The 26,007-nt window shown below is 64.9% G+C and carries 23 protein-coding genes; 8 read left to right on the top strand and 15 right to left on the bottom strand.

The genetic code is table 11. The features are described from left to right. Nucleotides 1–57: 57 nt before the first annotated feature. From fcl to GPL20_RS08475, 4 genes are all read right to left on the bottom strand, one after another. Entirely contained in the window at nt 58–1,011 is a 954-nt protein-coding gene (fcl, locus tag GPL20_RS08490; RefSeq protein WP_309143207.1) for a GDP-L-fucose synthase, read from the bottom strand. Beyond that, nucleotides 992–2,062 carry a GDP-mannose 4,6-dehydratase gene (gene gmd, locus GPL20_RS08485; RefSeq protein WP_157329162.1) on the bottom strand — a complete coding sequence of 357 codons (1,071 nt, stop codon included), beginning with the start codon at nt 2,060–2,062 and terminating at the stop codon, nt 992–994. Before gmd ends, fcl begins: the two co-directional genes overlap by 20 nt. A gap of 149 nt (nt 2,063–2,211) precedes the next feature. Continuing rightward, nucleotides 2,212–3,645: an MBOAT family O-acyltransferase gene (locus tag GPL20_RS08480; RefSeq protein ID WP_157329161.1), complete on the bottom strand. Its 1,434-nt coding sequence runs from the start codon at nt 3,643–3,645 to the stop codon at nt 2,212–2,214. Beyond that, nucleotides 3,645–4,733: a hypothetical protein gene (locus GPL20_RS08475; RefSeq protein ID WP_157329160.1), complete on the bottom strand. Its 1,089-nt coding sequence runs from the start codon at nt 4,731–4,733 to the stop codon at nt 3,645–3,647. Before GPL20_RS08475 ends, GPL20_RS08480 begins: the two co-directional genes overlap by 1 nt. Nucleotides 4,734–5,108: 375 nt before the next feature. Between GPL20_RS08475 and GPL20_RS08470 the strand changes: the two genes are divergently transcribed. The 5 genes from GPL20_RS08470 to GPL20_RS08450 all read left to right on the top strand — a co-directional run bounded on the left by GPL20_RS08470 (nt 5,109) and on the right by GPL20_RS08450 (nt 12,484). Next, nucleotides 5,109–6,764: a GMC oxidoreductase gene (locus tag GPL20_RS08470; protein ID WP_157329159.1), complete on the top strand. Its 1,656-nt coding sequence runs from the start codon at nt 5,109–5,111 to the stop codon at nt 6,762–6,764. Nucleotides 6,765–6,766: 2 nt separating this feature from the next. Further along, nucleotides 6,767–7,732, top strand: a complete 966-nt coding sequence (locus GPL20_RS08465) for an aldo/keto reductase (protein ID WP_246250207.1) — start codon at nt 6,767–6,769, stop codon at nt 7,730–7,732. Between the two features lie 49 nt (nt 7,733–7,781). Continuing rightward, nucleotides 7,782–9,566, top strand: a complete 1,785-nt coding sequence (asnB, locus tag GPL20_RS08460) for an asparagine synthase (glutamine-hydrolyzing) (RefSeq protein WP_157329157.1) — start codon at nt 7,782–7,784, stop codon at nt 9,564–9,566. 11 nt (nt 9,567–9,577) lie between these two features. Continuing rightward, on the top strand, nt 9,578–10,747 hold the full coding sequence (locus GPL20_RS08455; RefSeq protein ID WP_157329156.1) for a glycosyltransferase: 1,170 nt from the start codon (nt 9,578–9,580) through the stop codon (nt 10,745–10,747). A 348-nt stretch (nt 10,748–11,095) separates the two neighbouring features. Beyond that, nucleotides 11,096–12,484: a WcaI family glycosyltransferase gene (locus GPL20_RS08450; protein WP_157329155.1), complete on the top strand. Its 1,389-nt coding sequence runs from the start codon at nt 11,096–11,098 to the stop codon at nt 12,482–12,484. Between the two features lie 8 nt (nt 12,485–12,492). Here GPL20_RS08450 and GPL20_RS08445 read toward each other — a convergent pair whose 3' ends face one another. Next, the gene (locus GPL20_RS08445; RefSeq protein ID WP_157329154.1) at nt 12,493–13,824 is read right to left on the bottom strand and encodes a hypothetical protein; all 1,332 of its coding nucleotides are present in this window, start codon (nt 13,822–13,824) and stop codon (nt 12,493–12,495) included. Nucleotides 13,825–14,100: 276 nt separating this feature from the next. On the opposite strand from GPL20_RS08445, the gene GPL20_RS08440 reads away from it, so the two are divergent. Then, nucleotides 14,101–15,009: a glycosyltransferase family 2 protein gene (locus tag GPL20_RS08440; protein ID WP_157329153.1), complete on the top strand. Its 909-nt coding sequence runs from the start codon at nt 14,101–14,103 to the stop codon at nt 15,007–15,009. Nucleotides 15,010–15,015: 6 nt separating this feature from the next. Here the strand turns inward: GPL20_RS08440 and GPL20_RS08435 are convergent, their stop codons facing one another. Together GPL20_RS08435 and GPL20_RS08430 are read right to left on the bottom strand one after the other, a co-directional pair. Beyond that, the gene (locus GPL20_RS08435; RefSeq protein WP_157329152.1) at nt 15,016–15,987 is read right to left on the bottom strand and encodes a class I SAM-dependent methyltransferase; all 972 of its coding nucleotides are present in this window, start codon (nt 15,985–15,987) and stop codon (nt 15,016–15,018) included. Next, the gene (locus GPL20_RS08430) at nt 15,984–16,673 is read right to left on the bottom strand and encodes an FkbM family methyltransferase (RefSeq protein WP_246250204.1); all 690 of its coding nucleotides are present in this window, start codon (nt 16,671–16,673) and stop codon (nt 15,984–15,986) included. The genes GPL20_RS08435 and GPL20_RS08430 overlap by 4 nt, the downstream gene beginning before the upstream one ends. Nucleotides 16,674–16,908: 235 nt before the next feature. On the opposite strand from GPL20_RS08430, the gene GPL20_RS08425 reads away from it, so the two are divergent. Next, nucleotides 16,909–19,401: a tetratricopeptide repeat protein gene (locus tag GPL20_RS08425; protein WP_157329150.1), complete on the top strand. Its 2,493-nt coding sequence runs from the start codon at nt 16,909–16,911 to the stop codon at nt 19,399–19,401. A 4-nt stretch (nt 19,402–19,405) separates the two neighbouring features. Next, nucleotides 19,406–20,650 (top strand): O-antigen ligase family protein, encoded by a 1,245-nt coding sequence (locus tag GPL20_RS08420; RefSeq protein WP_157329149.1) that lies wholly within the window; start codon nt 19,406–19,408, stop codon nt 20,648–20,650. Nucleotides 20,651–20,654: 4 nt separating this feature from the next. On the opposite strand, the gene gspM is transcribed toward GPL20_RS08420, so the two are convergent. The 8 genes from gspM to GPL20_RS08380 all read right to left on the bottom strand — a co-directional run. After that, nucleotides 20,655–21,206 (bottom strand): type II secretion system protein GspM, encoded by a 552-nt coding sequence (gspM, locus tag GPL20_RS08415; protein ID WP_246250170.1) that lies wholly within the window; start codon nt 21,204–21,206, stop codon nt 20,655–20,657. After that, nucleotides 21,203–22,273, bottom strand: a complete 1,071-nt coding sequence (locus GPL20_RS08410; protein ID WP_157329148.1) for a PilN domain-containing protein — start codon at nt 22,271–22,273, stop codon at nt 21,203–21,205. Before GPL20_RS08410 ends, gspM begins: the two co-directional genes overlap by 4 nt. Continuing rightward, nucleotides 22,270–23,220, bottom strand: coding sequence for a type II secretion system minor pseudopilin (locus GPL20_RS08405; protein WP_246250168.1), 951 nt, complete (start codon nt 23,218–23,220; stop codon nt 22,270–22,272). Before GPL20_RS08405 ends, GPL20_RS08410 begins: the two co-directional genes overlap by 4 nt. Further along, nucleotides 23,217–23,894, bottom strand: coding sequence for a PulJ/GspJ family protein (locus tag GPL20_RS08400; protein WP_157329147.1), 678 nt, complete (start codon nt 23,892–23,894; stop codon nt 23,217–23,219). Before GPL20_RS08400 ends, GPL20_RS08405 begins: the two co-directional genes overlap by 4 nt. Then, entirely contained in the window at nt 23,894–24,298 is a 405-nt protein-coding gene (locus GPL20_RS08395; protein WP_157329146.1) for a prepilin-type N-terminal cleavage/methylation domain-containing protein, read from the bottom strand. The genes GPL20_RS08400 and GPL20_RS08395 overlap by 1 nt, the downstream gene beginning before the upstream one ends. Beyond that, nucleotides 24,276–24,782, bottom strand: a complete 507-nt coding sequence (locus GPL20_RS08390; protein ID WP_157329145.1) for a prepilin-type N-terminal cleavage/methylation domain-containing protein — start codon at nt 24,780–24,782, stop codon at nt 24,276–24,278. Before GPL20_RS08390 ends, GPL20_RS08395 begins: the two co-directional genes overlap by 23 nt. Continuing rightward, nucleotides 24,727–25,197, bottom strand: coding sequence for a type II secretion system major pseudopilin GspG (gene gspG / locus GPL20_RS08385; protein ID WP_157329144.1), 471 nt, complete (start codon nt 25,195–25,197; stop codon nt 24,727–24,729). The genes GPL20_RS08390 and gspG overlap by 56 nt, the downstream gene beginning before the upstream one ends. Nucleotides 25,198–25,214: 17 nt before the next feature. Then, on the bottom strand, nt 25,215–26,007 hold a 793-nt coding region (locus GPL20_RS08380; RefSeq protein WP_157329143.1), incomplete at its 5' end, for a type II secretion system F family protein.

Here is a 26,007-nt window from a genome sequence, read left to right as displayed (position 1 = left end):
GATCGCCTTGATCTTCGTTGAAACCGGCGGCCTGCGGTGCTGGTCACCGTAAACCGGTCATGCAGGAGCCAGCGTGCCGGCTTGATAGGCCTCATATGCGCGCTTCAAACCCTCCTCGAGCGAGGTCGTCGCGCGCCAGCCGAGCCGCTCGAGGCGGCTGACGTCGAGCAGCTTGCGCGGCGTTCCGTCGGGCCGTGAGGTGTCGAAACTGAACGCGCCGCGATAGCCGACGACCTCGGCCACGACCCGCGCGAACTCGGCGATCGTGATGTCCTCGCCGGTGCCGATATTGACCAGCTCCGCACCCGAATACGTCTTCATCAGGTGCACGCAGGCATCCGCCATGTCATCGACATAGAGGAACTCGCGCCGAGGCGTGCCGGTGCCCCAGACCACGACGCTCTCCGCGCCAGCCACCTTCGCCTCGTGGAAGCGCCTGATCAGGGCGGCGACCACATGGCTCAGTTCTGGATGATAATTGTCGCCGGGACCGTAGAGATTGGTCGGCATCACGCTGATGAAGTCGCATCCGTACTGGCTGCGATAGGCCTCCGCCATCTTGACACCGGCGATCTTGGCGATCGCATAGGGCTCGTTGGTCGGCTCGAGCGGGCCGGTGAGCACGGAATCCTCGCGCAGCGGCTGCGGCGCCAGCTTCGGATAGATGCAGGACGAGCCGAAGAACATCAGCTTCTCGGCACCGCTCCGATGCGCCGCCTGGATCACGTTCGCCGCGATCGCGATGTTGTCGTAGATGAACTCGGCCCGCAGCGTGTTGTTGGCGACGATGCCGCCGACCTTTGCGGCGGCGAGGAACACCACTTGCGGCCGCATCTTCGCAAACCAGTCGAACACGGCGGCCTGGTTGCAGAGGTCGACCTCGCGACGGTCCACCGTGACGAGCTTCACACCCTCCCGTTCGAGGCGGCGCACCAGCGCGCTGCCGACCATGCCGCGATGGCCGGCGACGTAGACGCTCTTGCCCTTCAGCTCAAACGGTAAGCTTGCCACTGCCTGCGTCCCGTTTTGCTTCCGCCAGATCGCTCGCCATCATCTCCTCGACGAGTTGAACGAAGGTCCGCTTCGGCTTCCAGCCGAGCACCTGACGCGCCTTGCTGGCATCGCCGATCAGAAGGTCGACCTCGGTCGGACGGAAGTAGGTCGGATCGATCTTCACGACCGTCTTGCCGCTCTTTGCATCAACGCCGGTCTCGTCGACACCCTTGCCGCGCCACTCGATGCGCCGGCCGACATGCGAAAACGACAGCTCGACCATCTCCCGCACCGAATGCATCTCGCCAGTGGCGAGCACGAAATCGTCTGGCTTCTCCGCCTGGAGGATCATGTGCATGCCCTCGACATAGTCCCTGGCATGGCCCCAGTCGCGCCTGGCCTCGAGATTGCCGAGATAGAGCATCTGCTCCAGCCCGACCTCGATGCGGGACACGCCGCGGGTGATCTTGCGGGTCACGAAGGTCTCGCCGCGGATCGGGCTCTCATGGTTGAACAGGATGCCGTTGGAGGCGAACATGCCGTAGGCCTCGCGGTAGTTCACGGTGATCCAGTAGCCGTAGAGCTTTGCGACGCCATAGGGCGAGCGCGGATAGAACGGCGTGGTCTCCTTCTGCGGAATCTCCTGGACGAGGCCGTAGAGCTCGGACGTCGAGGCCTGGTAGAACCGCGTCTCCTTTTCAATGCCGAGGATGCGGATCGCTTCCAAGAGGCGCAGCACGCCGACCGCGTCGGCATTGGCGGTGTATTCGGGGCTCTCGAAGCTGACCGCGACGTGGCTCTGGGCGGCGAGATTGTAGATCTCGGTCGGCCGGATCTGCTGCACGAGACGGATCAGATTGGTCGAATCCGTCATGTCGCCGTAGTGCATCTGGAACGGCACATTGCCGACATGCGGGTCTTGGTAGAGATGATCGACACGCGCTGTGTTGAAGGAGGACGAACGCCGCTTGATGCCGTGCACGATGTAGCCGAGCGACAGCAGATGCTCGGCGAGATAGGCGCCGTCCTGGCCGGTCACTCCGGTGATAAGGGCTACGCGCTCATTCATGTCTCAAACTCTTGCTCCGCGGCAACTCTACGACGGACCCTGCCTCAACCCGCCCTTCTTTGACATATCGGCCGAAAGGGTCAACCCAATACGCGACGCGAGCGGGATTTTTTCCGAAATCCGGGCGTGACGACCGGCGGCCTCACGCATCAGAATTGAAAGTAGATGAACTCGGCATGCCCGAAAATGCCGAACAGCACGATGTAATAGGCGAGCGCCACGCCGACACCCGTCGACAGCCAGCGCAGCTCGCCCAGAGCTTGAAGCCGCTGCGGCCGGAACGCCAGATGGAAATCGATGACGAGCAAAATCACGAGCGAAACGGCAAGCATCGCCAGTTCCACACTCGCCAGGCCGAGCATCTTCAACGTAAAGTAGGAGATCGGACCGAGGTCGACCAGGCTTCGGAGCGTGAGAAACGCGTTGGCCATGCTGGTCGAGCGGAAGAATACCCATCCCACCAGCACGACGGAGATCATCCAGACCCAGCCGAGCAACCGGCGCGACCGCCCCCCGAGCCAGGCGTCCGGCCGCACGACGATCGCAAAGATGCGCTCGAGCACCAGACCGAAGCCATGCAGCACGCCCCAGGCGACGAAGGTCCACGCAGCGCCGTGCCAGATGCCGCTCACCGCGAACACGATCATCAGATTGCGCGCCGTGGTGCGCTCGCTGCCCCGGCTGCCACCGAGCGGGATGAACAGATAGTCGCGAAACCAGGTCGACAGCGAGATATGCCAGCAGCGCCAGAATTCATTCAGGCTGGTGGCGAGATAGGGTTGCCGGAAGTTGATCATGAGATCGAAGCCCATGATCCGCGCCGTTCCGCGCGCGATGTCCGAATAGCCGGAGAAGTCGCAATAGATCTGGATTGCGAACAGCACGGCCGCAAGCAGCTGATAGCCACCGGAATATTGCGCCGGGTTGGCATAGATCCCGTTCACGACCGGCGCAACGACGTCGGCGATGCACATCTTCTTGAAGAGCCCGTAGCCGACCAGGAACAGGCCGGATGTCACGTTCTGATAGGCAAGCCGATGCGTGATGCGAAACTGCGGCAGCATATGCCCGGCCCGCTCGATCGGGCCGGCGATCAGCTGCGGAAAGAAGCTCACATACTGCGCATAGGTGAGAAAGTCGCGCTCCGCCTCGACCTTGCGGTTATAGACGTCAAGCGTATAGCCGACCGACTGGAAGGTGTAGAAGGAGATACCGAGGGGCAGTATCAGGCCCAGCGCGTAATCTGGAATCACATAACCGAACAGGCCGGCCGCGCCGATCACATTGGCAATCAGGAAGTCCAGATATTTGACTGTGCCCAGCACACCCAGATTGATCGTGAGCGCGACGATCATTGCGGCCTTGCGACCCGCCTCGGTGCGCGAACGCGCCATCATCAACGCGGTCGTGTAGTCCACCATCGTCGTCAAGCCGAGCAGCAAACCGAAGGAAGGCCGCCAGCTCATGTAGAAGACGTAACTGGCGACCAACAACACGAGCGGCTGCGTTCGCGCCGGCAGCGCGAAGAACACCACCAGGAACGTCACGAAGAAAGCCAGGAACTCGAAGGAATTGAAGAGCATCAGTCGAATGCTCCGCTGACCTTCAGGAGTTTGGCGAGATCGGAGGTGTAGACCTGTGCGCCGGTCGGGTTCATGTGCTGCGGATCGGCCAACAATGCCGGCGGATAGGTGAAATAGTCCGGCCCCAGCACGCGGATGAGCGGATGCTCCGAGATGGTAGTCAATCTCGTATTGTCCGCCGCCGGCCACGCAGCCGCCTCACCCACCCGAACATAGGCCGGGACGAAGATCACTTGAAAGCCGTGCTGGCGCGCAAGCTGCTCGAGGCGGTCGCGAACCAGAGACCTCTCGGGGATCACACGCGGCTCGGTGCGTGAGGGATGATCGGTCGGAATCGCATAGTCGTCCGGCAGCCGATCGCCCGGATAGTGGCTCTGCGATTTGATGAAATACCAGCCGCGATCGTCCAGCATGGCTGAGCGCTGAGCCTCCACGTCACGGACCGCTTCCGACAGCCGGGTTCTATTCTGAACGAGAAACAACGCCGCGTCGCGAGGCAGGGCACGAAAAGGAAACAGCGTGCTGGCCAGCTTATTGTCGTCGTGCAGGATGGCCGTAAGGCCATCGGCTTCGTGCTTGCCGTCCCACGGGATCGTCAACAGCACGTGGGTCGGAATGTTGCCGGCTGCCAACGCTGCTTCCAGGATGGGAAGAAACCGGACCTCGCCGGGCAAGCCCAGATTATAGGAGCGGAATCCGGGTCCGAGCGCGGCATCGAGATCGCGAGGGCGCAGTGCCGACAGGACCTTGCTGTAACCGAACATCATCACCCGATACCGGTCCTGCGGATCGAACATCGGATGCTTCACGAGCGTGTCGAATTTCGCATCCGCAATGACGACCGAGCCCGGACGCAGGAAGGGTAGCAGCACATAGGCCGCGTGGAGCGACAGCCAGACCACCCCGAACAGCAGGATGAATGCGGCGACCGGCTTCCGCCACGACGAAATCGCCGCTGTCGTACCGCCTCCCTCCTCCCGCAGCGCCGACGGCGAACGCACTGAATCGACGGCGATCGTCGCATGTTTCGGTGCGCTCGAGACAAGCGATATCCGATCGGAGGATTGATGCCGGCGCGGCTTGGACATTTCCGGTGCAACTCACGGGACGAGGCATTGGGAAAATCAGATGCCGGCGGATGTGACGAACGAACCGCTTTTCCCGACCTGCAAAGCCGCGCGCAACCCGCCCCGAAAGATCGGAGCGGAAGCAGCCCAGCCCTGTTACCATTCTGTTACGTTCGCGGATGCGAGTATCAAATAAAGATTACAGTTTGACGATATCGATGAACCACCGCCGATATTGCACCAGCGCATTGCGATAGCTGTTAACATTGGATAGATAGGCCCGCATCCGCGAAACGCGGCAGCGGGCTCCGACGGACGGGGCCAGACGATGAGATTTCGGGGCACGGCATTGCGGCAACGGTCACATCATCACCGGCAACCGGCGACGGCACGCCCATGCTGACGACCTTCGCGAATGCAGGCGAGCTCGGAGCTTGCGACGTTTGCGTCGTCGGCGCCGGCCCCGTCGGCATCGCGCTTGCGCTCGCATGCGAGCAGCGCGGCCTGTCGGTGCTGCTGCTCGAGTCCGGACGCGAGGAACAGGACGCGTTTGCGGCGTCTCTGACCGCGGGGCACCGCACCGACGAACTGCGCCACGCGGCCACCGATATCGCGATTTGCCGAGGGCTCGGCGGCACGTCGCGCTGGTGGGGCGGACGTTGCGTGCCGCTCGACGATGTCGATTTCGCAAGGCGGCCGCATGCCGCGAGCACGATCTGGCCGATCCCGCACCACGAGATTTCCTGCTGGTATGACGCTGCCGCCCATTTCTTCGGGATCGGCCCTGCCCGCTTCACGACTGCGCCGGCAGCGCAGGCTCTCGGCGACATCAGAACCGATCAGCTCGAACGCTGGACGCCGGATATCGACGCCGGACGCCGGCACCGCACGCACCTCGCCAATTCCCGGCTGATCACGGTCGTGATGGGCGCGACCGTGACGGAGCTCCTGCTCTCGGAGGATGGCCGCCGCGTCGTCGCCCTCGTCGTGGGCGACGCCAACAGGACCTGCCGGATCGCGCCGCGCCGGACCGTCTTGGCCTGCGGCGGCCTCGAAACGACGAGGCTGTTGCTGTGGGCGCAACAGAAGCGACCGGGCCTGTTCGGCGGCGGCAGCGGCCCGCTGGGCCGCTTCTATATGGGTCATGCCTCCGGCAAGATCGCGGATATCGTGCTCGCCGATCCGACCTCCGTGTCTGCCTATGACTTCTTCATGGATGACGGCGCCTATGCACGGCGCCGCTTCACGCTCGCGCCCGAGGCGCAGCTGCGCGAAAGACTTTTCAACGTCGCATTCTGGCTCGACAATCCACCGTTTCATCAGGCCGCCCATCGCAATGGCGTGCTGTCCCTGGTCTGGATGGCGCTGGCGGTCCCGCCGATCGGCCGACGACTGGTGGCCGAAGCAATCCGGATCATCCACCTCGGGCCCAGGCCATATCGTTGGCTCAGTCATCTGCGCAACGTGATGATGTCGCCCCTCGCGACGCTCCGGACCATCGCGTCCATCGTGCAGGCGCGCCTCCTGACGAAACCACGTCGGCCGGGCTTCCTGATCCGCAGTTTTGAAGGCCGCTATGCCCTGCATTTTCTTGCAGAGCAGACGCCTCTCCGCGAATCCCGCGTCACACTCTCCGATCGGAAGGATGCGCTCGGCGTTCCCTTCCTCGATATCGACCTGCGCTACTCGGAGGCCGATGCCCGCTCGGTGATGCGAGCGCACGAAATACTGGACCAGGCGCTCCGCAGTGCCGGATACGGACGCCTCGAATACCGGGTGCCGCCGGAGGCGCGGCTTGCGAGCATCCTGCAGCAGGCCAAGGACGGTTTTCACCAGATCGGGACCACCCGCATGGGGCTGACGCCGGACGACAGCGTCGTCGACGGCAATTGTCGCGTGCATGGCATCGAGAACCTTTACGTGTCCTCGAGTTCGGTGTTCGCGTCCTCAAGCCAGGCCAATCCGACCTTCGCGGCGGTCGCGCTTGCGCTGCGACTGGCCGCGCATCTCGCGCAACACGTCAGGGCCGGAGAAATAGGAGTGGCGGCGTGAGAATGGTCCGTGTTCCGCGGCTCGACCGCAACGTCTCTGCGATCGGCTTCGGCTGCGCTTCGCTCGGCTCGCGGATCTCCGCAGCCGACGGACAGCGCGCGATCGCTCGCGCGATCGACCTCGGCGTGAGCTGGTTCGACGTCGCACCGCCATATGGCGACGGGCATGCGGAAGCCCTGCTCGGCCAGGGGCTGCGGGGCCGGCGCGACAAGGTCGTGGTCTGCACCAAGTTCGGCATCGCCGCACCGCAAGTGTCGTTCGCGGCGCGGCTGATCCGTCCTGCGGCACGGCAGGTGGTTGCCACGATCCCGGCCCTGCGCCGCGTCGCATCCAGAGCGCGCGCGACGGGCGCGCGCGCTGCGATCGATCCCGCAACGATCGAAACGTCCGTTGCCCGGAGCCTGCAATCGCTCGGTACCGACTACATCGACGTACTGGCGCTCCACGACCCGTCGCAGGACGATGCGGCGAACGACGCCATCTTCGACGTCCTGCGCCGGCTCGTCGACAAGGGATACATCCGGGCCGTGTCCGTCGCCGGCGCTCCCGACAGCATCATCGCGGCCGCTCGCAGCGCCCAGCCGATCGACATCGCGCAGTTTCCCGATATGCCGCTCACCAATGCGGCGCCGCTGTTGCGGTCGCGGCTTCCGGCACCGCAGCCGATGTTCGTGACCCACAGCGTGTTCGGCGCGGCCGGGGCCATCGCTCGCATCGATGGAAGCCGTCAGCTTCGGATCGCTGCGATTGCCGAACAATACGGGATCGACGCTTCGAACGCGGCGCAGGATCTGCCGCTCCGCTTCGCATTCTCCAACAACCCGGACGGCGTGGTGATCATCTCGATGTTCGACATCAGCCACATGGAACGCAACATCGCGGCTTCCACCGCCGAACCGACGCCGGGCTTTGCCCTCGCCGTGCGCAGGGCCCTGGCCTCGACGCCGGCTCACGCCGCGGTGCCGTGATGCCCCCTTACACACATCCAAGCCTCTCTTGACCGTGGACGGCTGAACCATGTGCGGAATCAACGGTGCCTTCGCTTACCGTGCGGATGCTCACCCCCTCGACCGGGCCGAACTCCTGCGCGTGCGTGACGCCATGGCCGCGCGCGGACCGGATGCGGCCGGCCTGTGGCTCTCCGGGGATAGCCGCGTCGGCTTCGGGCATCGGCGTCTCGCCATCATCGATCTCAGCGAGGGTGGTGCACAGCCGATGCACGATCCCGACACCGGCAACTGGATCTGCTTCAACGGCGAGATCTACAACCACCAGCAGCTTCGCGACCGGCTGAACCGCGACGGCGTCGCAACGCGCACCCAGTCCGACACCGAGGTCCTGCTCAAGCTCTATGCCCAGCGCGGCGAAGGCATGTTCGCGGATCTGCGCGGCATGTACGCCTTCGCGCTCTGGGATGCGCAACGGCGTGAACTGTTGCTGGCCCGCGACCCCTTCGGCATCAAGCCGCTCTATGTCGCCGATGACGGAGCCACCGTGCGCTTTGCCTCGCAGGTCAAGCCGTTGCTCGCGACACCTGTCGATCGCCGCCCTGAACCGGCCGGCCATGCCGGGTTCCTGCTGTGGGGATCGGTGCCCGAGCCTTACACGCTCTATCGCGGCATCCGCGCGCTGCCGCCCGGACATTGGCAGCGTTTTGGCACCGATCGCGCAGGGCGACCGGTCCGCTTTGCCAATATCGTCGATGCGCTTGGCCGCCTGCCCTCGGCCGCGGGCAGCAAGGCCGATGACGCGCTCGACCAGATCGCCGCGGCGGTCAGGGACAGCGTCGCCGCGCACATGGTCGCCGACGTGCCCGTCGGCGTCTTCCTCTCGGCCGGGCTGGACTCCACCATGCTCGCGGCCTGCGCGGCAAACGCCGGCGAATTGCGCACGCTCACGCTCGGCTTCAACGAATATGCCGGCAGCCCCCATGACGAGGCGGGACTTGCCGACGAGGTCGCAGGCCTGCTGCATGCCAAGCACGCGCTGCACCGGATTTCAGCGCACGATTTCGAAAGCGACCGGCAGCATCTGATCGATGCGATGGATCAGCCCTCGATCGACGGCATCAACGTCTGGTTCGTCTCCAAGGCTGCCGCTGCGCAGGGGCTGAAGGTCGCAATCTCTGGGCTCGGTGGCGACGAGTTGTTCGGCTCCTATCCGAGCTTCCACCAGGTGCCACGGCTGGTGAAGCTGATGCGCCGCGCGCCGGTCGGCGAGCGCGCCGGCATGCTGCTGCGTCATCTCGCAGCGCCCTTCGCCTCGCACCTGCCGTCGCCGAAATATGCCGGCATCGCCGAATACGGCCACAGCCTGTCGGGCGCCTATCTCCTGCGACGGGCGCTGCACATGCCGTGGGAACTCGCCGAGCTCATGGAACCCGGGATGGCAAGAGACGGCCTCGAGGAGCTTGCGACCATGAACCGGCTCGATGCCAGCATCGACGGGCTGGACAGCGACCGGCTCGCGGTCTCCGCACTCGAAATGCAATGGTACATGCGCAACCAGTTGCTGCGCGATGCCGATTGGGCCGGGATGGCGCATTCGCTCGAGATCCGCGTGCCGCTGGTCGATCTGCAACTGCTCCAGGACTTCGTGGAGCTGCCCGATTTCGACGCCGCCAGCGAGAAGCGCACCATCGTCAGGCGCGTGGCACCGGACCTGCCCGAGACCGTGCTGAACCGGCCGAAGACCGGGTTTTCCGTGCCGATCCATCAATGGCTCAATCCGGGCGCGCGTGGCGGCGTGATGCGACACCGCGACTGGGCGAAGCAGCTCTATCGGCATTTCGCCGCGGCATGAGGCGACGGTCCATGAAACTGCTGCATGTCGTCTCCTCCGTCGATCGCCGCTTTGGCGGTCCCATCGAAGGCGTGCTTCAGCGCGGACTGCGGCTGCAGGAGATGGGTCATCAGATCGAGGTTGCCTCCTCCGACGATCCCGGCGCGCCGCACGTGGACGCCTTTCCGCTTCCGGTGCACGCGCTCGGCCCGCCGCAGCGCGGCGGCTACTATTATGCGGCGTCGCTCAGGCCGTGGCTGCGCGCCCATGCCGGCGGTTACGATGCCGTCATCGTCAACGGCCTCTGGCAGCATCACAGCCTCGCCACCTGGCAGGTGATGCGCGAGCTCAAGCGGCCCTACGTGATATTCACGCACGGCATGCTCGACCCCTGGTTCAACCGGGCCTATCCGCTCAAACGTCTCAAGAAGCTGCTCTACTGGCCCTGGGCCGAATACCGCGTGCTGCGCGACGCCGCCGCCGTGCTGTTCACCAGCGAGGACGAGCGGCTGCTGGCCCGCCAATCGTTCTGGCCCTACCGGGCGCGCGAGCGCGTCGTCTCCTACGGCACGCGCCTGCCCCCGCAGGATACAGCCGCGCTGCGGGAGGCGTTTCTCGCCGCCCACCCCGAATTGCGCGGCAAGCGCGTGCTGCTCTTTCTCGGGCGGCTGCATGCCAAGAAGGGCTGCGATCTGATGGTCGAGGCCTTTGCCCGCGTCGCTGCCGACGAGCCGCGCCTGCATCTGCTCATGGCCGGCCCCGACCAGACCGGCTGGGTCGGCGACCTCAAGGCGCGGACTAGAACCCTGGGACTGGCTGACCGGATCACCTGGCCGGGGATGCTGGAGGGCGATGCAAAATGGGGGGCGTTCTACGCCAGTGAGGCCTTCATGCTGCCGTCACATCAGGAAAATTTCGGCATCTCGGTCGCCGAGGCCCTGGGCTGCGGCGTGCCGGTGCTGATCTCCGACAAGGTCAACATCTGGCGCGAGGTTCTGGATGCACAGGCGGGCCTCGTCGCCGACGACTCGGAAGCCGGCACGCTCAAGAACCTGACGGCATGGCTGGCGCTCTCCGCGGAGGATCGCGCCGCCATGAGCGCACGGACCCGCCAGCTGTTCACGGATCGCTTCAGCGTCGACCGGATGGCGACTGCGCTGATCGACGTCGTCAGCACATTGCAAGTCGTGCCGCGCAGCTGACCCCTGCTCTCCATCACGTTACCCGTCACTCCCGAGGATTCTGGGGCCCCCGGCCGCGCAATCTGGCTTCTCTCCTGCACGCACATTCGCCTCGTAATGATACCGTCCCGCCAATTGTTACTTGTCGTATCGTTATAGTGATACTGTCACATGCTAAATGATATCAGGCACGCCAACATGCAGAAGGGAACACGCTGAGGTCGACCCTGGGTCCTCCCGGACCCGGTTTCACCTCCAGTCCCGTTTCCGCCTGCAGGCGCCATGACCGAACCCCTATCCGGCTCGGCGGGCCGGGATTTATCGGGCCGGTCGAAGCTTCGCGCTTCGATCGCGGAAATGAGGGCGGTCATGCGGGTCCTGGTGGTGGGCATCAACTATGCCCCTGATCTGATCGGCGTTGCGAAATACACCACCGAGTTCTGCGAGAGCCTCGCCGATTGGGGGCATGAGGTGCGTGTGGTCACCGCCCCGCCCTATTATCCCGACTGGAGCGTTCCCGCTGCGTATCGTTCGGCATGGTATCATCGCGAACGAGTCAACGATGTCGATGTTATCAGGGCGCCGATCTACGTGCCCCGGGTGCCGTCGGGCGCGAAGCGCATGCTCCACCATGCCTCGTTCCTGATTTCGGCCGCGTTTCCGATGCTGTCGAGCGCGCTGCGGTGGCGGCCGGATATCGTGTTCGTGGTGGCACCGTCGCTGCTGTCCGCCCCAATGGCGGCCCTCGCCGCCAGAATATCCGGCGCATCGTCCTGGGTTCACGTCCAGGATCTCGAGGTCGACGCCGCTTTCGAAGTCGGCCTGCTCCGCAGCGGCGCGACACGCAGGCTGATGGCTGTGGTGGAACGCTGGATTCTGCGGGCTTTCCACCGGGTTTCGACCATCTCACCACAAATGATGGGGCGCCTCGAGCACAAGGGCATCGCGCCGGCCCGGCTGCGCGAATTCCGCAACTGGATCGATACCAGCCTCGTCGTGCCCGGCGACAATCAAACTCGGTTCCGCACAGAGCTTGGGCTCGCGCCGAGCGACATCGTTGCACTTTATTCGGGGGCCATGTCGAACAAGCAGGGACTGGAGCTGATCGTCGAAGCCGCAACGGCGCTGAAAGACAGTCATCCCGCGGTGAAATTCGTTCTCTGCGGTAACGGCCCGGTCAAGCCGACCCTGGTGCAGATGGCCGGGGACTTGCCCAACGTCAAATTCCTCGACCTTCAGCCGCTCGACCGCGTCTCCGAGCTGCTCAACACCGCCGACATTCAGCTCCTGCCGCAGAAGGTCGAGATCACCGATCTGGTGCTGCCGTCGAAGCTGGCGGGCATGCTGGCCTCGGGCCGTCCGCTGATCGCGATGGCCGAACCGGGTACGGGTGTCGCGACCGAGGTCGATGGCGCTGGCCTCGTCGTTGCGCCGGGCGATGCCGGCGCGCTTGCCGCCGCCGTCGTTGCGCTCGCCAAGGACGCTCCCTTGCGCGCAAGCCTCGGCGCGGTCGCCCGCGCGCGCGCCGAGCAGAAATGGGATCGCATCTCGATCATCCGTTCGCTCGAACGCGAATTCATGGCGCTTCCGCAGCGTGCCGCCGCGGCCGGTCACCGCGTCCCGCAGCCGGCGATACCGGTTCGAACGATCGAGCATGTCGCGACCGGCAGCCGTCGGCGGTCGGATACCCCGGGCCGGCTGTTTTCGAGGCCGTCGATGCGTCCCCAGGCGCGGGGCGTCGGCTCGGGAAAAGAATGAGATCGGCGCTAACGGCGCAGATATCGAAACCCGACATAGAGCGTCGTCAGGTTCAACACCACCTCCGCCGCCGCGAAAGCAAAGACGTGAAGCTGCGAGACCAGCAGGTAGCTCGCCGCGATACCTGCCGCCGCGCCGATGGCGAGGGCCCAGGCCGATGCGGCGTAGGCTCCCAGCGCAGCCAGGCCTTGCCAGGTCATCTGCAACAGGGCCACCGTCAGGATCGTCGGCGCGAAGCCCGCAATGACGACCGCCGCCCGATGCAGGCCGCCTTCCGACACCACCGCCACGATGCCGGCAACCGCGGTCGCGCCGACCGAAAACATCACCGCGCAAAAGAGCGTTAGCTTCTGCGCCCCAATGATGCCGGCGAGGCCCTGCCTGCCGGCACCCGACAATTTTTCGACCAGGCCCGGAAATTCGACCCGCAGGACAAACTGCAGGACCTGGGTCGCCGCCGTCACGATCTGCTTGGCGTAGACGAACAGCGCGGTCGTCTCCGCACCAAGATAGGCGGCGCTCAGGACGAGCTGGACGCGCATGTTGATCTGGCCCGGCACGATCTGGAATGAAAGAGCGCAGCCGTCCTTGAGCGCTTGCGTCAATCCCGCCCACGTCGGCTTGTGCAGCTGCGGGTGCCAGCCTCTGCCGGCCAGCACCGCCCATTGCGCGATCAGCGTCACGAGATATCCGATCGAGAAGGCACCACCCAGGATCGCGCCGGCAGCCTCGTGTGACCCGCGCATTGCCAGCATCAAGCCGACCGCGCTGGTGACGTAGGCGATCGCCCCCGTCATCCCGCTGATGCCGCTCAACTTCTGTCCGTCAAGCAAACCGACGCCGTTGACGGACCACAGCAGCAATCCCGGCAATGCCGACATCACATACCATCGCGAAAACCCGTCAGATGAGAATACCAGGACGTAGAGCGTGGCAGCCGCACCGATCACCAGAGCTGTGAGGAGCCTGATGACGCTGGTATCGCAAAACATCTGCCACGCCTCGGCGTGCGGCCTGTCCTCGGCCGACAGTCGAACGACCGCCCGCGCAAGCGTGATGTTCGCACCGGCATCCACGACGATGATGCCCAGGATGGCAAAGGAATAATGCGTGGCGAATGCGGCAAGCAGTTCGTATTCACCTGCTGCCAGGAGCACGGTCTGGACGATGAAGATCGTCCCCTGGCCAAGTGCGAGCCCGGCGACCAGCAGGCAGATATTGACGATCTGCGACCACCGGCCCGCGACAGGTCTCAGCCGAGCGCCAAACCGGCCCGTTGCGGGCGGAGATGGATCGCCTCTTTCGGCGGGGCTGGAGCTCGCTGCACTCGTTTCGACCATGGCATCTTCAGAGGACCGCGTCCCATTCGCCCGTTGGCAGCGCTGATGTAGCCCAACGTCCTGTGGATTGATACCCCTCACAGCAGGCATAACGGCTCGTGTGATAGATATCACTCGAACAGCACCGCTCTTGGCGAAGCCGGCGGTCGCGGCAAGGCGTTTGTCACAGTCTTGTGCAGTTAGGCCCGTAGACGATGCGAAACATGTCTGGATCGGGCACGATCCTGTATGACAGATTGAAGATCATCGGCGAGCGCGATGAAAGCGAGTGGGTCCATGAGCCTTGCCGTCGTCATCCTGACGTACAACGAAGAGCGCCACATCGCACGAGCCCTCGCCTCCGTTGCCGGCATCGCAACCGAGACCATCGTTGTCGACAGCTTCTCGACCGATCGAACGATCGAGCTGGCACGGGCGCATGGCGCGACCGTCTTGCAGAACAGGTTTGTCAACCAGGCCAGGCAATTCCAGTGGGCGCTCGACAATGCCCCAATCACCGCCGCGTGGATCATGCGGCTCGACGCCGACGAGGTGATCGAGGCTGATCTCGCGGCCAGGATCCGCGGCGAGCTGCCGCGCCTTGGCGACGACGTCGTCGGGATCAGCCTCAAGCGCAAGCACATCTTTCTCGGCCGCTGGATCCGTCACGGCGGCCGCTATCCGCTGGTGCTGCTGCGGATCTGGCGCCGCGGCCACGGCCGTGTCGAAGACCGCTGGATGGACGAGCACGTGATCGTGTGGGGCGGCCGCACCGTAACGTTCGACGGCGGCTTCGCCGACCACAACCTCAGCGACCTGACGTCCTTCACCGACAAGCACAACAAATACGCCACGCGCGAGGCGATCGAGGTCCTCAACGGGCGTCACAAATTGTTCAAAAGCGATGTGGAGCTGACGGCGAAGGAAGGTTCACGCCAGGCCGCCATCAAGCGCTGGATCAAGGAGCGGCTGTACAACCGGCTCCCCTATCAGATCAGCGCGCCGTCCTATTTCCTGTATCGCCTGATCTTCCAGCTCGGATTTCTCGATGGCAAGGAAGGCCTCATCTATCACGGACTACAGGGTCTCTGGTACCGCTTCCTGGTCGGCGCCAAGGTCGCAGAGCTGGAGGCTGCGGTCGCGCATATCAAGGACCGGGCGGAGATGCGCGCAGAGGTCCGCCGCCTCACCGGCTTCGACGTCTGAGTGCGCCTACAGCTTTCTGAAGTAGCCGTTGATGAACATGCCCTTGTCCATGAGCGCTGAAAACCCCAAGAAGCCTTTCAGGGCCAGCGAAGGCATCGGCGAGAGCGATCCGAACCTCTTCTTGAACTTCCGATAGTCAAACCTGCTCACCGTTTCGCATTTGATCGTCTGAAAGCCGCGGCTCGCGAACGCATCGCTCAACCCCTTCACGGTGAAATAGTTCAGGTGCTCCGGCGGCGAAATGAACATGTCGCCCTTGCCCTGAAGGATCGACAGATAGGAGCGGAAATGCGGGATCGCGATCGCGCAGACCCCGTTCGTCCTGAGCAGGACATGCAAGCTCTTGATCGGGTCGGCGTCCATCGGCAGGTGCTCGAGAACCTGCGACAGGAGGATCGCATCGTAGCTCGCTGCATTTCTCCCGGCGAAATCCGAATTGAAGGGTTCAGCCTTCGGCTCGAAGCCGTTCATTCGCGCATGAATCTTTCGCGATGCCTCTCCCAGCTCGATCGCATCGACAGAGAAGCCCGCCTCCGCCAGCGCCCGGGAGAAGAAACCGTAGCCGCTGCCGACATCGAGCGCTCGCGTCCCGGGAGCCAAGCGCTTCAGGTTATCGGCGATCCGCTTGGCGTCGAGGGTGGAGTTCGGAAATTCGACCTCTTCCTGGATTGCCTGGTTGTACTGATCCAGCGGGTCGTCGGCGCGGAGACTGACCTCCAATGCACTCTGCGGGCTCGTGTAGAAGTCGTGCAGCTCCTGTTCGCTTGGAACAGGAAATACGAAAGCGCCGCCGCAATTCGAGCATCTGAAAAGCGGATATGGCCGACCGTTGTGCTTGGATCGTTTCGAGAACCAGTAGGTCGGTTGCGGATGCTCGCAGAACAGGCACGCGCCAGGGAGGTCCGAGCGCTCCGTCTCGCTGTGCCGTGATTGCTTTGGAAGCATGCGTTGAATCCCCAGCTGCGAACCGCCAATCACGCCGGTCTGGCGGCGAAGATGTGCGAGGCGTCGGTCCAGCTCAATTTGAATCCACTGCGCTTCAGAATCTCCTCGATCCGCTTCGGGTCGTCGGCGCGGCCGCTGCGGTCGAGAATGCCGAAATGCACCTCGACGAAGACGCTGCGCAGGCGCTTGTCCGGAAGCGACCCCTGCAATCCCTTCAGCACCGACAATTCGTGCCCCTCGACATCAATCTTGATGACGTTCGGAAATTGCGCCTTGCCGGCTCGAACCGCGTCGTCGCCGGTTTGCAATTCCACCTCGACAGCCCCTTGAGGAACTGGCTCGCCTGGCTGGAGCACGCGCGAGGTGGTGCCGTCGCCGCCGTCGCCGAGAAAGCTCCTTCGCTCGGTCTTCTCCGACAGGCCGAACGCACAGATCTCGACATTCTGCCGTTCGCCGCAGGCAGACCGCAGCTTGGGCAGGTTCATGGCGTCGGGCTCGAACGCAAAGACCTTGCCGGAGGGGCCGACCCAGTCTGAAAAGCTGGTCGTGTAGAGCCCGACATTGGCGCCGACGTCCCACACCACGTCACCCTGGCGGCATGCCAGCATGAGCTGCTTCGAGAATGGGCTCTCGTAATCCTTCGTGAAGCGGCCGATCATCCGCGGCACGCCGGCGGCACGCGCCACGCGCCGGAGCTGAAGGACATATCTATTCGACATCAACGACACGGCCGCCTCCCAACCACATGCGCCGCGCAGGCTCTTAACAGAACGTGCGGTAGATGCAACGTAACGTTTGCATCTGTTGTGTTATTGCCGCTTCCCTGCGCATCGGCGTCATCATTCTGTCGCTTGCATCGCGCGGAACCATCGCATGTCACAGTCCTGTGCAATTGCCGAAGTAGAGGACGGGGTCGGCCGGGTGGCCGCACATCCGACGGGCGTTGTTTGACCGATGCGTGACGAGGCACAGATACTGGATCGGGCGCTCTCCTTGCATAACAAGGGGGATATCGCCGGCGCCGCCAAGCTGTATCAGCGTATCATCAAGACCAACCCGAACAATCTTCATGCCGTCCATTTCCTCGGCGTGGCAGAGGCTGCTTCCGGAAACATTGAGCGCGCCAAGCTCTTGATGAAGCGGTCGCTGGAGGCCAAGCCGGTCGAAGTGCAGTTCATCGAGAACTATGCGGCCGTCCTGCATCGGGCAGGCGAGCATGACGAGCTTGTCCGGTTATGCCAACACGGTCTGCAATTCTCGCCCAATAGCCTGGGGCTCCTGCATGCAAGTGCGGCCGCCTACCTGGCGCTTGGCCGCCATGCCGAGGCGATTGAGCAGTTGACCCGGCTGGCAGCGCACCATCCTCATCATTTACCGGCACACTTCATGCTCGGCTCGGCGCTGGCAAAGACGCGGCAATACGAGCCGGCGCTTGCCGCCTATGACCGCGCGCTGCGGCTGCAGCCGCAACTCGCGGAGGCCCATCTCGACATCGGCACGATCCACTTCACAAACGGCCGCCATAGCGATGCGCTGCTCTCCTACGACAACGCGCTCACGCACCGGCCCGATTACGCCGAGGCTTCGCTCGGCCGCTGCTATACCCTGATCCAGCTCGGCCGTCGGGAAGAGGCGCTGGTCGCGGCGGATCAAGCCCTGAAGCTCCGCCCTGACCTCGCGGAGGCCTGGGTCGGTCGCGGCAATGCGCTGCTCGAACTCCACCGCCTCGAGGACGCCGAAGCCGCCTACGGCCGTGCGCTCGCAGCCCGGCCGCAGCTCGCATCGACCTGGTGCGGCCAGGGCAATGTTCTCCTTCGCTCTGGACGCCAGCAGGACGCGGAAGCCGCATTCGACCGCGCCATCGCCACCGATGCAGATTTCGCCGAGGCCTGGCTCGGCCGCGGAACCTTGGCGCTTTCGCTGGGTCGACACAACGATGCACTGGCAGCGATCGACCGCGCCATCGCGCTCACCCCGAACCTTGCGGGAGCGTGGCTGGCCAAGGGCCAGGTCGCTTATCTCGAAAAGCGTTACGACGAGGCGCTTGCCGCCTGGACCAGGACTCTCGCACTCAATCCGGATCAGCCGTCGGTGGCGGCCGCATGCCTGCGGGTGAAGATGCACCTGTGCGACTGGAGCGGCTTTGACGCAGCCTGCACCTCGCTGCGCGCGTCGGTCCGAGACGGCAAGATCATCTCGCCCTTCATGCTCGTCGCCGTGCCGTCCACGCCGGCCGAACAGCTCGCATGCGCTCGGTCATGGATCGCACACAACTTCCGTCGCCCGAGCGTCCCAGTCTGGCGTGGCGAACGCTACGATCACGACCGCATTCGGCTGGCCTATCTTTCCGCCGATTTTCACCAGCACGCGACCGCGCAACTCATGGCGGGCGTGTTCGAGCATCACGATAGGGGGCGTTTCGAAGTTACCGCGATCTCGATTGGCCCCGACGACGGCTCGGACATGCGGCGGCGGATCGAGGCCGGCTTCGATCGGTTCATCGACGCAAGACCGATCGGTGACGCCGAAATTGCCGAACTCGCTAAGAGTTTGGAGATCGATATTCTGGTCGACCTGAAGGGATTTACTCAGGATGCGCGCACTGGCATCCTTGCGATGCGCCCCGCTCCGATCCAGGTCAACTATCTCGGCTTCCCCGGCACCATCGGCACCGACTTCATCGACTACATCATCGCCGACCGGCATGTCGTCCCCGAGCACGATGCCAAGGCCTACGCCGAGAAACTCGTCTGGCTTCCCGAGAGCTACCAGGCGAACGACCGCACCCGCGCCATCGCCGATGTCCCGGCCGATCGCGCGGCGCATGGGCTTCCCGAGGACGCATTCGTCTTTTGCTGCTTCAACGACAATTACAAGATCACGCCTGACGTCTTCTCCTGCTGGATGCGGATCCTGACCGCCGTGGAGAACAGCGTGCTGTGGCTGTTCGAGGACAATTCGAAGGCGGCGGAAAATCTGCGCCGCGAGGCCGCAGCACGCGGCGTCGCACCGCAGCGTCTTGTCTTTGCCGGCCGGCTCCCGACGCCGGAGCATCTGGCCCGGCATCGCTGCGCCGATCTCTTTCTCGATACACTTCCTTACGGCGCCCACACCACGGCAAGCGATGCGCTCTGGACCTGCCTGCCGGTGCTGACCTTGCTAGGCGAGGCCTTCGCAGGCCGCGTCGGCGCGAGCCTGCTGAATGCCATCCGACTGCCGGAGCTCGTCACGACGTCTTCGGCGGATTACGAGGACCTCGCGATCGCGCTGGCACGCGATCCGCAGAAGCTCGCAGCGCTCAGGGCCAAGCTCGCCCTCAACCGGTTGCGGACACCGCTCTTCGATACCGCCCAGCACGCGCGCGATCTCGAGGCGGCCTACGTCTCGATGATGGAACGGCATCGGGCTGGCTTGCCGCCAGACCACATCCGTGTCTCGGGAGCGTAACCCGATGACCGCCGATGCCTTTACAGGCCCTCGCCCTGGCCTGCGCGCCGACCGCGCTCGGACAGTCGTCGTCCTGCTATCGCTTTGGGCGTGGTGCGGCCTGCTGTGCTTCCCCATGATTGGGCTGAACGAGGATTATGTGGACGCGCCGACCGCGTTCGGATCGGGCGGCAACGTGCTACTCGGCCAAATCGCGGGCCTGGCGCTGTTCCTGACGAGCGTGGCCCTGACACGCCCGTTCGGCCTGGTCTACAGCCTCGGGCGGCTGAGCCTCGCGCAGGCCGCGATTATCGTCATCATCTTCGTCTCGCTCTGCCTGCAATTGCAGGGAGACGAGGGCACAGCGTTCGTCGGTATTTGCTATACCACTCTCCTGCTCGTCGCGGCCCTGGCGCTGTCTGTGCTGTGGACGCTGGAGCCGGACGATCTGGCGCACGGCCTCACCATCGCGTCCGTCGTCTTCTGCCTGTTCGGTGTCGTGGCTCTTACGATCCTGGGCCTGCCGGAGAACCGCAACGTCGGCGGCATTCAGCCGAACCTGTTCGCGGCACCTCTGATGATTGCCTTCATCTTCTCCCAGTTTCGCCCCGGCCTCGTCAGCCTCGCCATCAGGATCCTGTGTTTCGCGATGGTGGCGCTGGTCAGCTCGCGCTTCGCCGTGATCGGCTGCACCACTGCCCTGGTCGTCCACGAACTCACGTTCAGACCGCTTACGCCCTGGAAGGCCGCGGCGCTGGTGCTCGGGTTGTTCACGGTCATTCTGCTGTGGCCGAACATCGCGAGCATTCTCGCGCTCGACGATCCGAACCGGGACGTGTCTTCAGGTTTTTCAGGACGCGACGAATATTGGTACACCGCGCTCGCGGCGATCACCGACCATCCGTTCGGCCTTGGATTCAAGCGCGCGACCCCTGCCGAAGGCGGCCACAACGGCTATCTGAAGACCGTCGTGGAATTCGGAGTTGTTGGAGGCGGGATGATCGTCTTCCTGTTCGCCACCGCCCTCGCCAGCGCCGCCGCCGAGGCCTTGAGGTCGGCGGACAAGATCCTGCAGGAGCACCGCTTCGCGTGCGCACGGCTTGCCGGATTGGTCGCGCTCGCGTTCGGCGCCTTCTTTCAGCCGCAGCTCCTGAGCCTTGGCGACGCTTTCGGCGTGTCGCTCCTGTTCCTGCTGTTCCGACCTCGTACGAGCCCGGTCGCACGCCGCGTGCCGGCAGCGACCCTGCACGCTCCTGCAATCCCGGGCTGATCGCTCACTTCGTCGCCTGCCGTTGCGCCGAGATGCCGAGGACAAGACGCATCTTGTCGGTGCTGCCCGTGGCAGGCTGGACCACCAGTTCGTCGATGAACAGGAAGGGCATGCCGGCCTCCAGATCATAGAGCAGCGGCTGAAGCGAGGCGGAGGCGAGTTCGATGTTGAAGGTCGCCGAGACGAAGCCGGACTTGGCCAGCGGTCCCTGGACGTCGACCTGCGACGACAACGTGTTGCCGTTCACCCGCCTGGTTGCCGCAAGCACGCGCTGGAGCAGCATGGCGCTCGCGACCGAGGCCGTCTGCCCTTCGAGAAATGGGGACCCCGTGGGAACGCTGACGTCGCTCCTCGCCGCGGAACGCTGCGCGGGGTGCCGGGTTTCCAGCGTCTGGAGGATTTCCGCGCTTGCGGCCGCCGCATCGCGGCTGCCCAGGATCTCGATCACGGTCTGCACCGTGGTGAACGCAAACAACACTACAAGCGCCACATAGGCGACGACCGCGGCGATCGGAAAACGGGTGAGATATCCCTCGAACTTCTGCATGCTGATCATGTGCCTGACCCGAACTGCGGCTTGATCCTGGTCTCGATGTGGAAACGCTCGCCGGGCTCGTTGGCGGCACGCGTCGTCGGCGCGAAGAAGCCGGCACTGGCAAAGTGCGGCGACTGCTCCAGGAGCTGGATCAGCGATGGGGCGTCGTGGGTCAGACCGGTGATCTGAAGCTTGCCGCCTTCGATCCGCAACTCCGTCGCATAGGTGTGGTCAGGCAGGATGCCGGACAGTTCCTCCAGCACCATCACGGCCGACGGCATCGTCTGCTTGCGGCGCGCCAGAAGCTCGAGGGCGGAGCTGCCCGCCCCGCCCTGGCCGCCGCGCGCGATCGCACGCCGCTCGGCGATCCGACGCTGGATCTGCTGCTGCTCGGCATCGTATGAATCGGTGACGATCCCGCCGAGCCCAACCGACAGCATCGCCAGCACGCCAGTGGTCGCGAGCACCGCGATCAGCGCGAAGCGAAGGCGCCTCGAGCCGAGCTGTCCGCCGACGCGCTGGCTATGAACGGCGATCCGCTCCCCCCCGGGGGCGGCAGTCGAAATCTCCACCACTGCTGCCCCCAAGTCGAGGAGGGTTTGCGACAATGACGTCACCGCGGCGCGCGCCGTCGCCACCACCGTCAGCCCGACATGGTCGTCGGCGATCGATTGCGGCGGCGTCCAGTGAAACACGGCTTCCGCTGCGCTCCACGGCGTCAACCGATCGATCTGGGCGCGAATGATGCCGTCGAGGAATTCGACCGCGCGGCCGGGCAGTTCCAGCGGACGAAACACGAAGCGCGACGGCTGGAGCGTCAGATCGAGTATCGCCCCTTTCATCGCCGCGGACCATTCGCCGGGCAGCGGCTCGCTGATCGTGCCATCGACGAGCGTGATGCGGCAGGGCGGTAGATCGGCATCCTTGCTTGCCTTCGCAGCAAGGCGCAGCGTGAGGGCCCCCTCTTCGTCCTCGCTGATCGCAATCTGCCGCGTCCCGCGCGCGCGTTCGAGCCGCGTGCTCACCGTGCGCGCAACGCTGTCGATCCACAGCGACAACGCGGCTGCGATCTGACTGGGAATACTCATTTGCTCTCCCGCGGCTTGGGCCGCCCTCCCCGTTCCGGATCGACCTCATCCGTCCACGCCAGCACGCGGAAGGCCTCCTTCTCGCCGGGCCCCGGAATCTGGATCACCGCCTCCGGCATCCGTTGCCGGCCGTCCGGCAGCGTGATCTGCATGCGCACGCGATAGGCATCGCTCGCCGATATCGTCGCACCAGGCTGCCGTCCGCCGAGCGCACCGATGACGAACTCCGGATTGTCGGGCGGCAGGTCCGCGCGCTGATTGAGGAACGCGTCGAGCTTGGCCGGCGTCATGCCGGGCAGCGCAGCGATCGCCTCCGGGGCAGCATCCAGCACATTGATCTCCGCCATTCCGCTAAAGACCGTGACAAAGGGCATGGCACGCTCGACCAGCGCGGCCGGGAGGCCGAGCACCAGCCACAGCTCATCGGCGCTGCTGAACGGTGCCTGTCGCGGCACGTAGGCGAGGCCCGCCGCGTTGTAAGCCGCCAGCTCCGTATCCTGTCCGTCCGATTTCCCTGTACGCCGCCAGGCGACGACGCGCCGGGCATATTCATCCGCCGCTTCAGTCGGCGCGCCGAGCGCCGCGAACAGGCCTGATATCATCGCGCTCGGCGCCATGTTGAGATTGATCCGCGCCGACTCCGACATGTACTCGACGCGCACGGAGGCACCCGCCAGGCGGAAGCCGAAACCGCCATGGGTCGGACGCCGCACCGTCGCCGGCGCCGACAATTGATAGGCGGCAAGCTCGACCCCGGCCGAGCTCAGCATCTCCCATTGCGTCGCCGCGTCGAGCGCCGAGAGCGCATTGGCCGATTGCGCGATATAGACCGACGCGACGGTCGCAAGCGCCGCCAGTCCCGCGAGCAGCCACAGGGTCGCGACGACGATGAAGCCGTCCTGCGCCGCCAGCTTGCGTTTCAGTCGAGAGGCCGGACTGTCCATCATGTCGGCCCGTTGTTGGGTTTCGGTTGCGTCGTCTCCGGCGTCGACTGATCCGGCCGCGGCGCGCCCTTCTCGACATGGATTCGTGCCGCGCTCGAGATCACGGTGCCGCGTTCGACATCCCTGATGTCGAAGCGAACCGATGCCGGCAGTTCGCCCGAATTGAGCCAGCGGCCGCCCCATTTGCCGTCGAGGCCGGCATAGGCGAAGCTCAGGCGATAGGGCATGCGCAGCAGCACGACGGGATCGGCGAAGTGGACCTGGTCTGCCCGGGGATCGCCGGCGGGCAGCAGCACGAAGGGCGCGCGCATGCGCACCAGCGCCGGGCCGTTTCTGTCGTTGATCTCGGAGATGCGCACGAACTCCAGTCCCGGCCGCCCGTTCGGGCCAAGCACGGATCGGACGAACATCACGCTCTGCTCCGCACCACGAAACAGCGGCAGATTGTCCGACCGCGTCACATAATCGGCCGCCGACAGGTCGGTCGCGAGCCGGTCCAGTGCGACCGCGACCTGCTCGTTGCGCTGGGCGCGAATGATGCCGCGATTCCAGCTCGGCAGCCATTGGCCGGTCACCGAGGCCAGCGCGCCCATGATCAGCCCCATCAGCGCCAGGGCGATCAAGGCCTCGAACAGCGTGAAGCCGTCTTCGGCGCGCCATTGCCGGACGTGGGCCATCAGCTCCCGCCCCTGCTCTGCAAACGGATCGTTTCGAACGATACCATGGCGCCGCCCGGGGCCTGCACGCGCAACTCGACGCGCTGCGGGATGAACCGCGACTCCGGAACCACCGGCACATCATCGAGATACGGCGTCATGCGCATCTGCCAGCGATGGCCGGCGACCCGTCCGCGTAGATCGTCTGGCATCGGCGCGCCGGCGCGCGGCAGCGTCGAGACGACGACGCGCGCGGCATTGACGAGCGCGGCATGCTGCTCGAGCTTCCAGGCGCCGCGCGAATTGGTCGCGACCAGGGTGCCGATCGCGGCCAGCACGATCGTCACCAGCGCCAGCGCGACCACGGCCTCGATCATGGTGAAGCCGGCCTCGCCGTGACGTCTAGAGAACCTGTTGCGCGACAATCTCGACCCCTCCCGTCAACCAGTTCACGCGCACCTCGATCGCGTTGCCGAGCCGCGTCAGGCGGATCGTGCCGCCGCATGACATGCCGCTGGCGAAGAAACTGATGGTCGACAGCGCCGGCCGGCCATTGCAGCGTTGCGGCAGCAGCGCATCGAACACCACGTCCTGCGGTACCCGGACGACCCACGGGCTGGATCCTGACCTCACGATACGTGCCTGTGCGTCGACCACGGCACTGACCGCACCATAGTGCGACAGCGCTGCGTTGCGATCAGCCTTGAGCAACGCCGCGACCTCGATCGCATAGGCCTCCAGCCGCGGCCGCGACGTCTCCGACGGAAAGCGCGGCAACAGCACGGCCGCGAGCATCGCGACGATGGCTAGCACGCAGACCATTTCCAGCAGCGTGAAGCCAGCCTCGCCCGTGTCAGTTCTGACCGGAGACGAGATCGGCCGACGTTCCCGTTCCGCCTTCCTGTCCATCGGAGCCGAGCGAGCGGATTTCGTAAGGTGCGCGTTCTGCGGGCTGCTTGTAGACATAAGGGTTGCCCCATGGATCGTTGGGAACGTTGCCGCCCTTCAGATACGGGCCGTTCCAGGACGCCACACCGCTCACGGGATGCGCGAGCGCGCCCAGCCCCTCCGAGCTCGTCGGGAAGCGGCCGGCATCGAGATAGAAGAGATCGAGCGCGCTGCTGAAGCTCTGGATCTGGATCTTGGCCGCCTTCACGCGGGACTCGCTGAGATAGTTGAGCACCCGCGGACCGACCAGCGCCATGATCATGCCGATGATGGTGATCACGACCAGCATCTCCACCAGCGTAAAACCTTCTTCGCCCCGACGCCGCCGGCGACGCCTCGGCGGAGCGAACGGGCCCTTCCTCGAAAAGCCGATCATCTCACCTCTCCCCCTCTTCAACCGACAACTTGCGTCACTGACAATAGCGCCGTCATGACCGACACGATCAGCCCGCCGACCACGACGCTGATCAGGATGATCGCGGCAGGTCCGATGATCGCGACGACGCGATCGAGCTGCCGCTGCAGCTTTTCCTCGTAAAACTCCGCGACCCGGCCCGACAGCGTCGGCAACTGCCCGGTCTCCTCGCCGAGCCGCAGCATCCGCACCGCGACCGGCGGCAGCACGGCTGAGGCCGCGAGTGCCTCGGCGAGCCTGCCGCCGTGCCGCACGCGATCGGCCATCGCCGCCCAGGCCGACACGTTGCCGGTCGCGGTCATGATGTCGATCAGGATGCGCAGCGTCGCCGTCAGCGTCACGCCGCTGCCGAGCAGGATGCCGAGGTTGCGCGAGAACAGCGCCGCACGATGGAATTCGACCACGGTCGAGATGACGGGTAGTCGCGCGATCTGCGTCACGATGCCGGCGCGAACGGACGGCCTGCGCCAGGCCAGCCAGCCGCCGATGACGGCGATGGCGACCACGGCGACGACCTCGAACCCATGGCCGCGCAGGATGTCGGACAGCGTGAGGAAGACCTCGATGACCGGATCGGTCTTCGCGTTGAAGTCACGCAGCACCGCGGAAAACTGCGGCAGCACGAACGTCACGAAGAAGATCAGCACGCCGCCGGCCGCGAGCAGCACGAAAGCAGGATACTGCAGCGCGCCGGTGACCTTGCGGCGCAATGCCTCGGCGCGCGTACGCTCGATCCCGATCGTCTCCAGGATGTGGTCGAGCCCGCCCGCC

The sequence above is a fragment of the Bradyrhizobium cajani genome, assembly GCF_009759665.1.
Taxonomy (GTDB): Bacteria; Pseudomonadota; Alphaproteobacteria; order Rhizobiales; family Xanthobacteraceae; genus Bradyrhizobium; species Bradyrhizobium cajani.
Note: the sequence above shows the minus strand (reverse complement) of the source record. Positions and strands in the feature narration are given on the sequence as shown.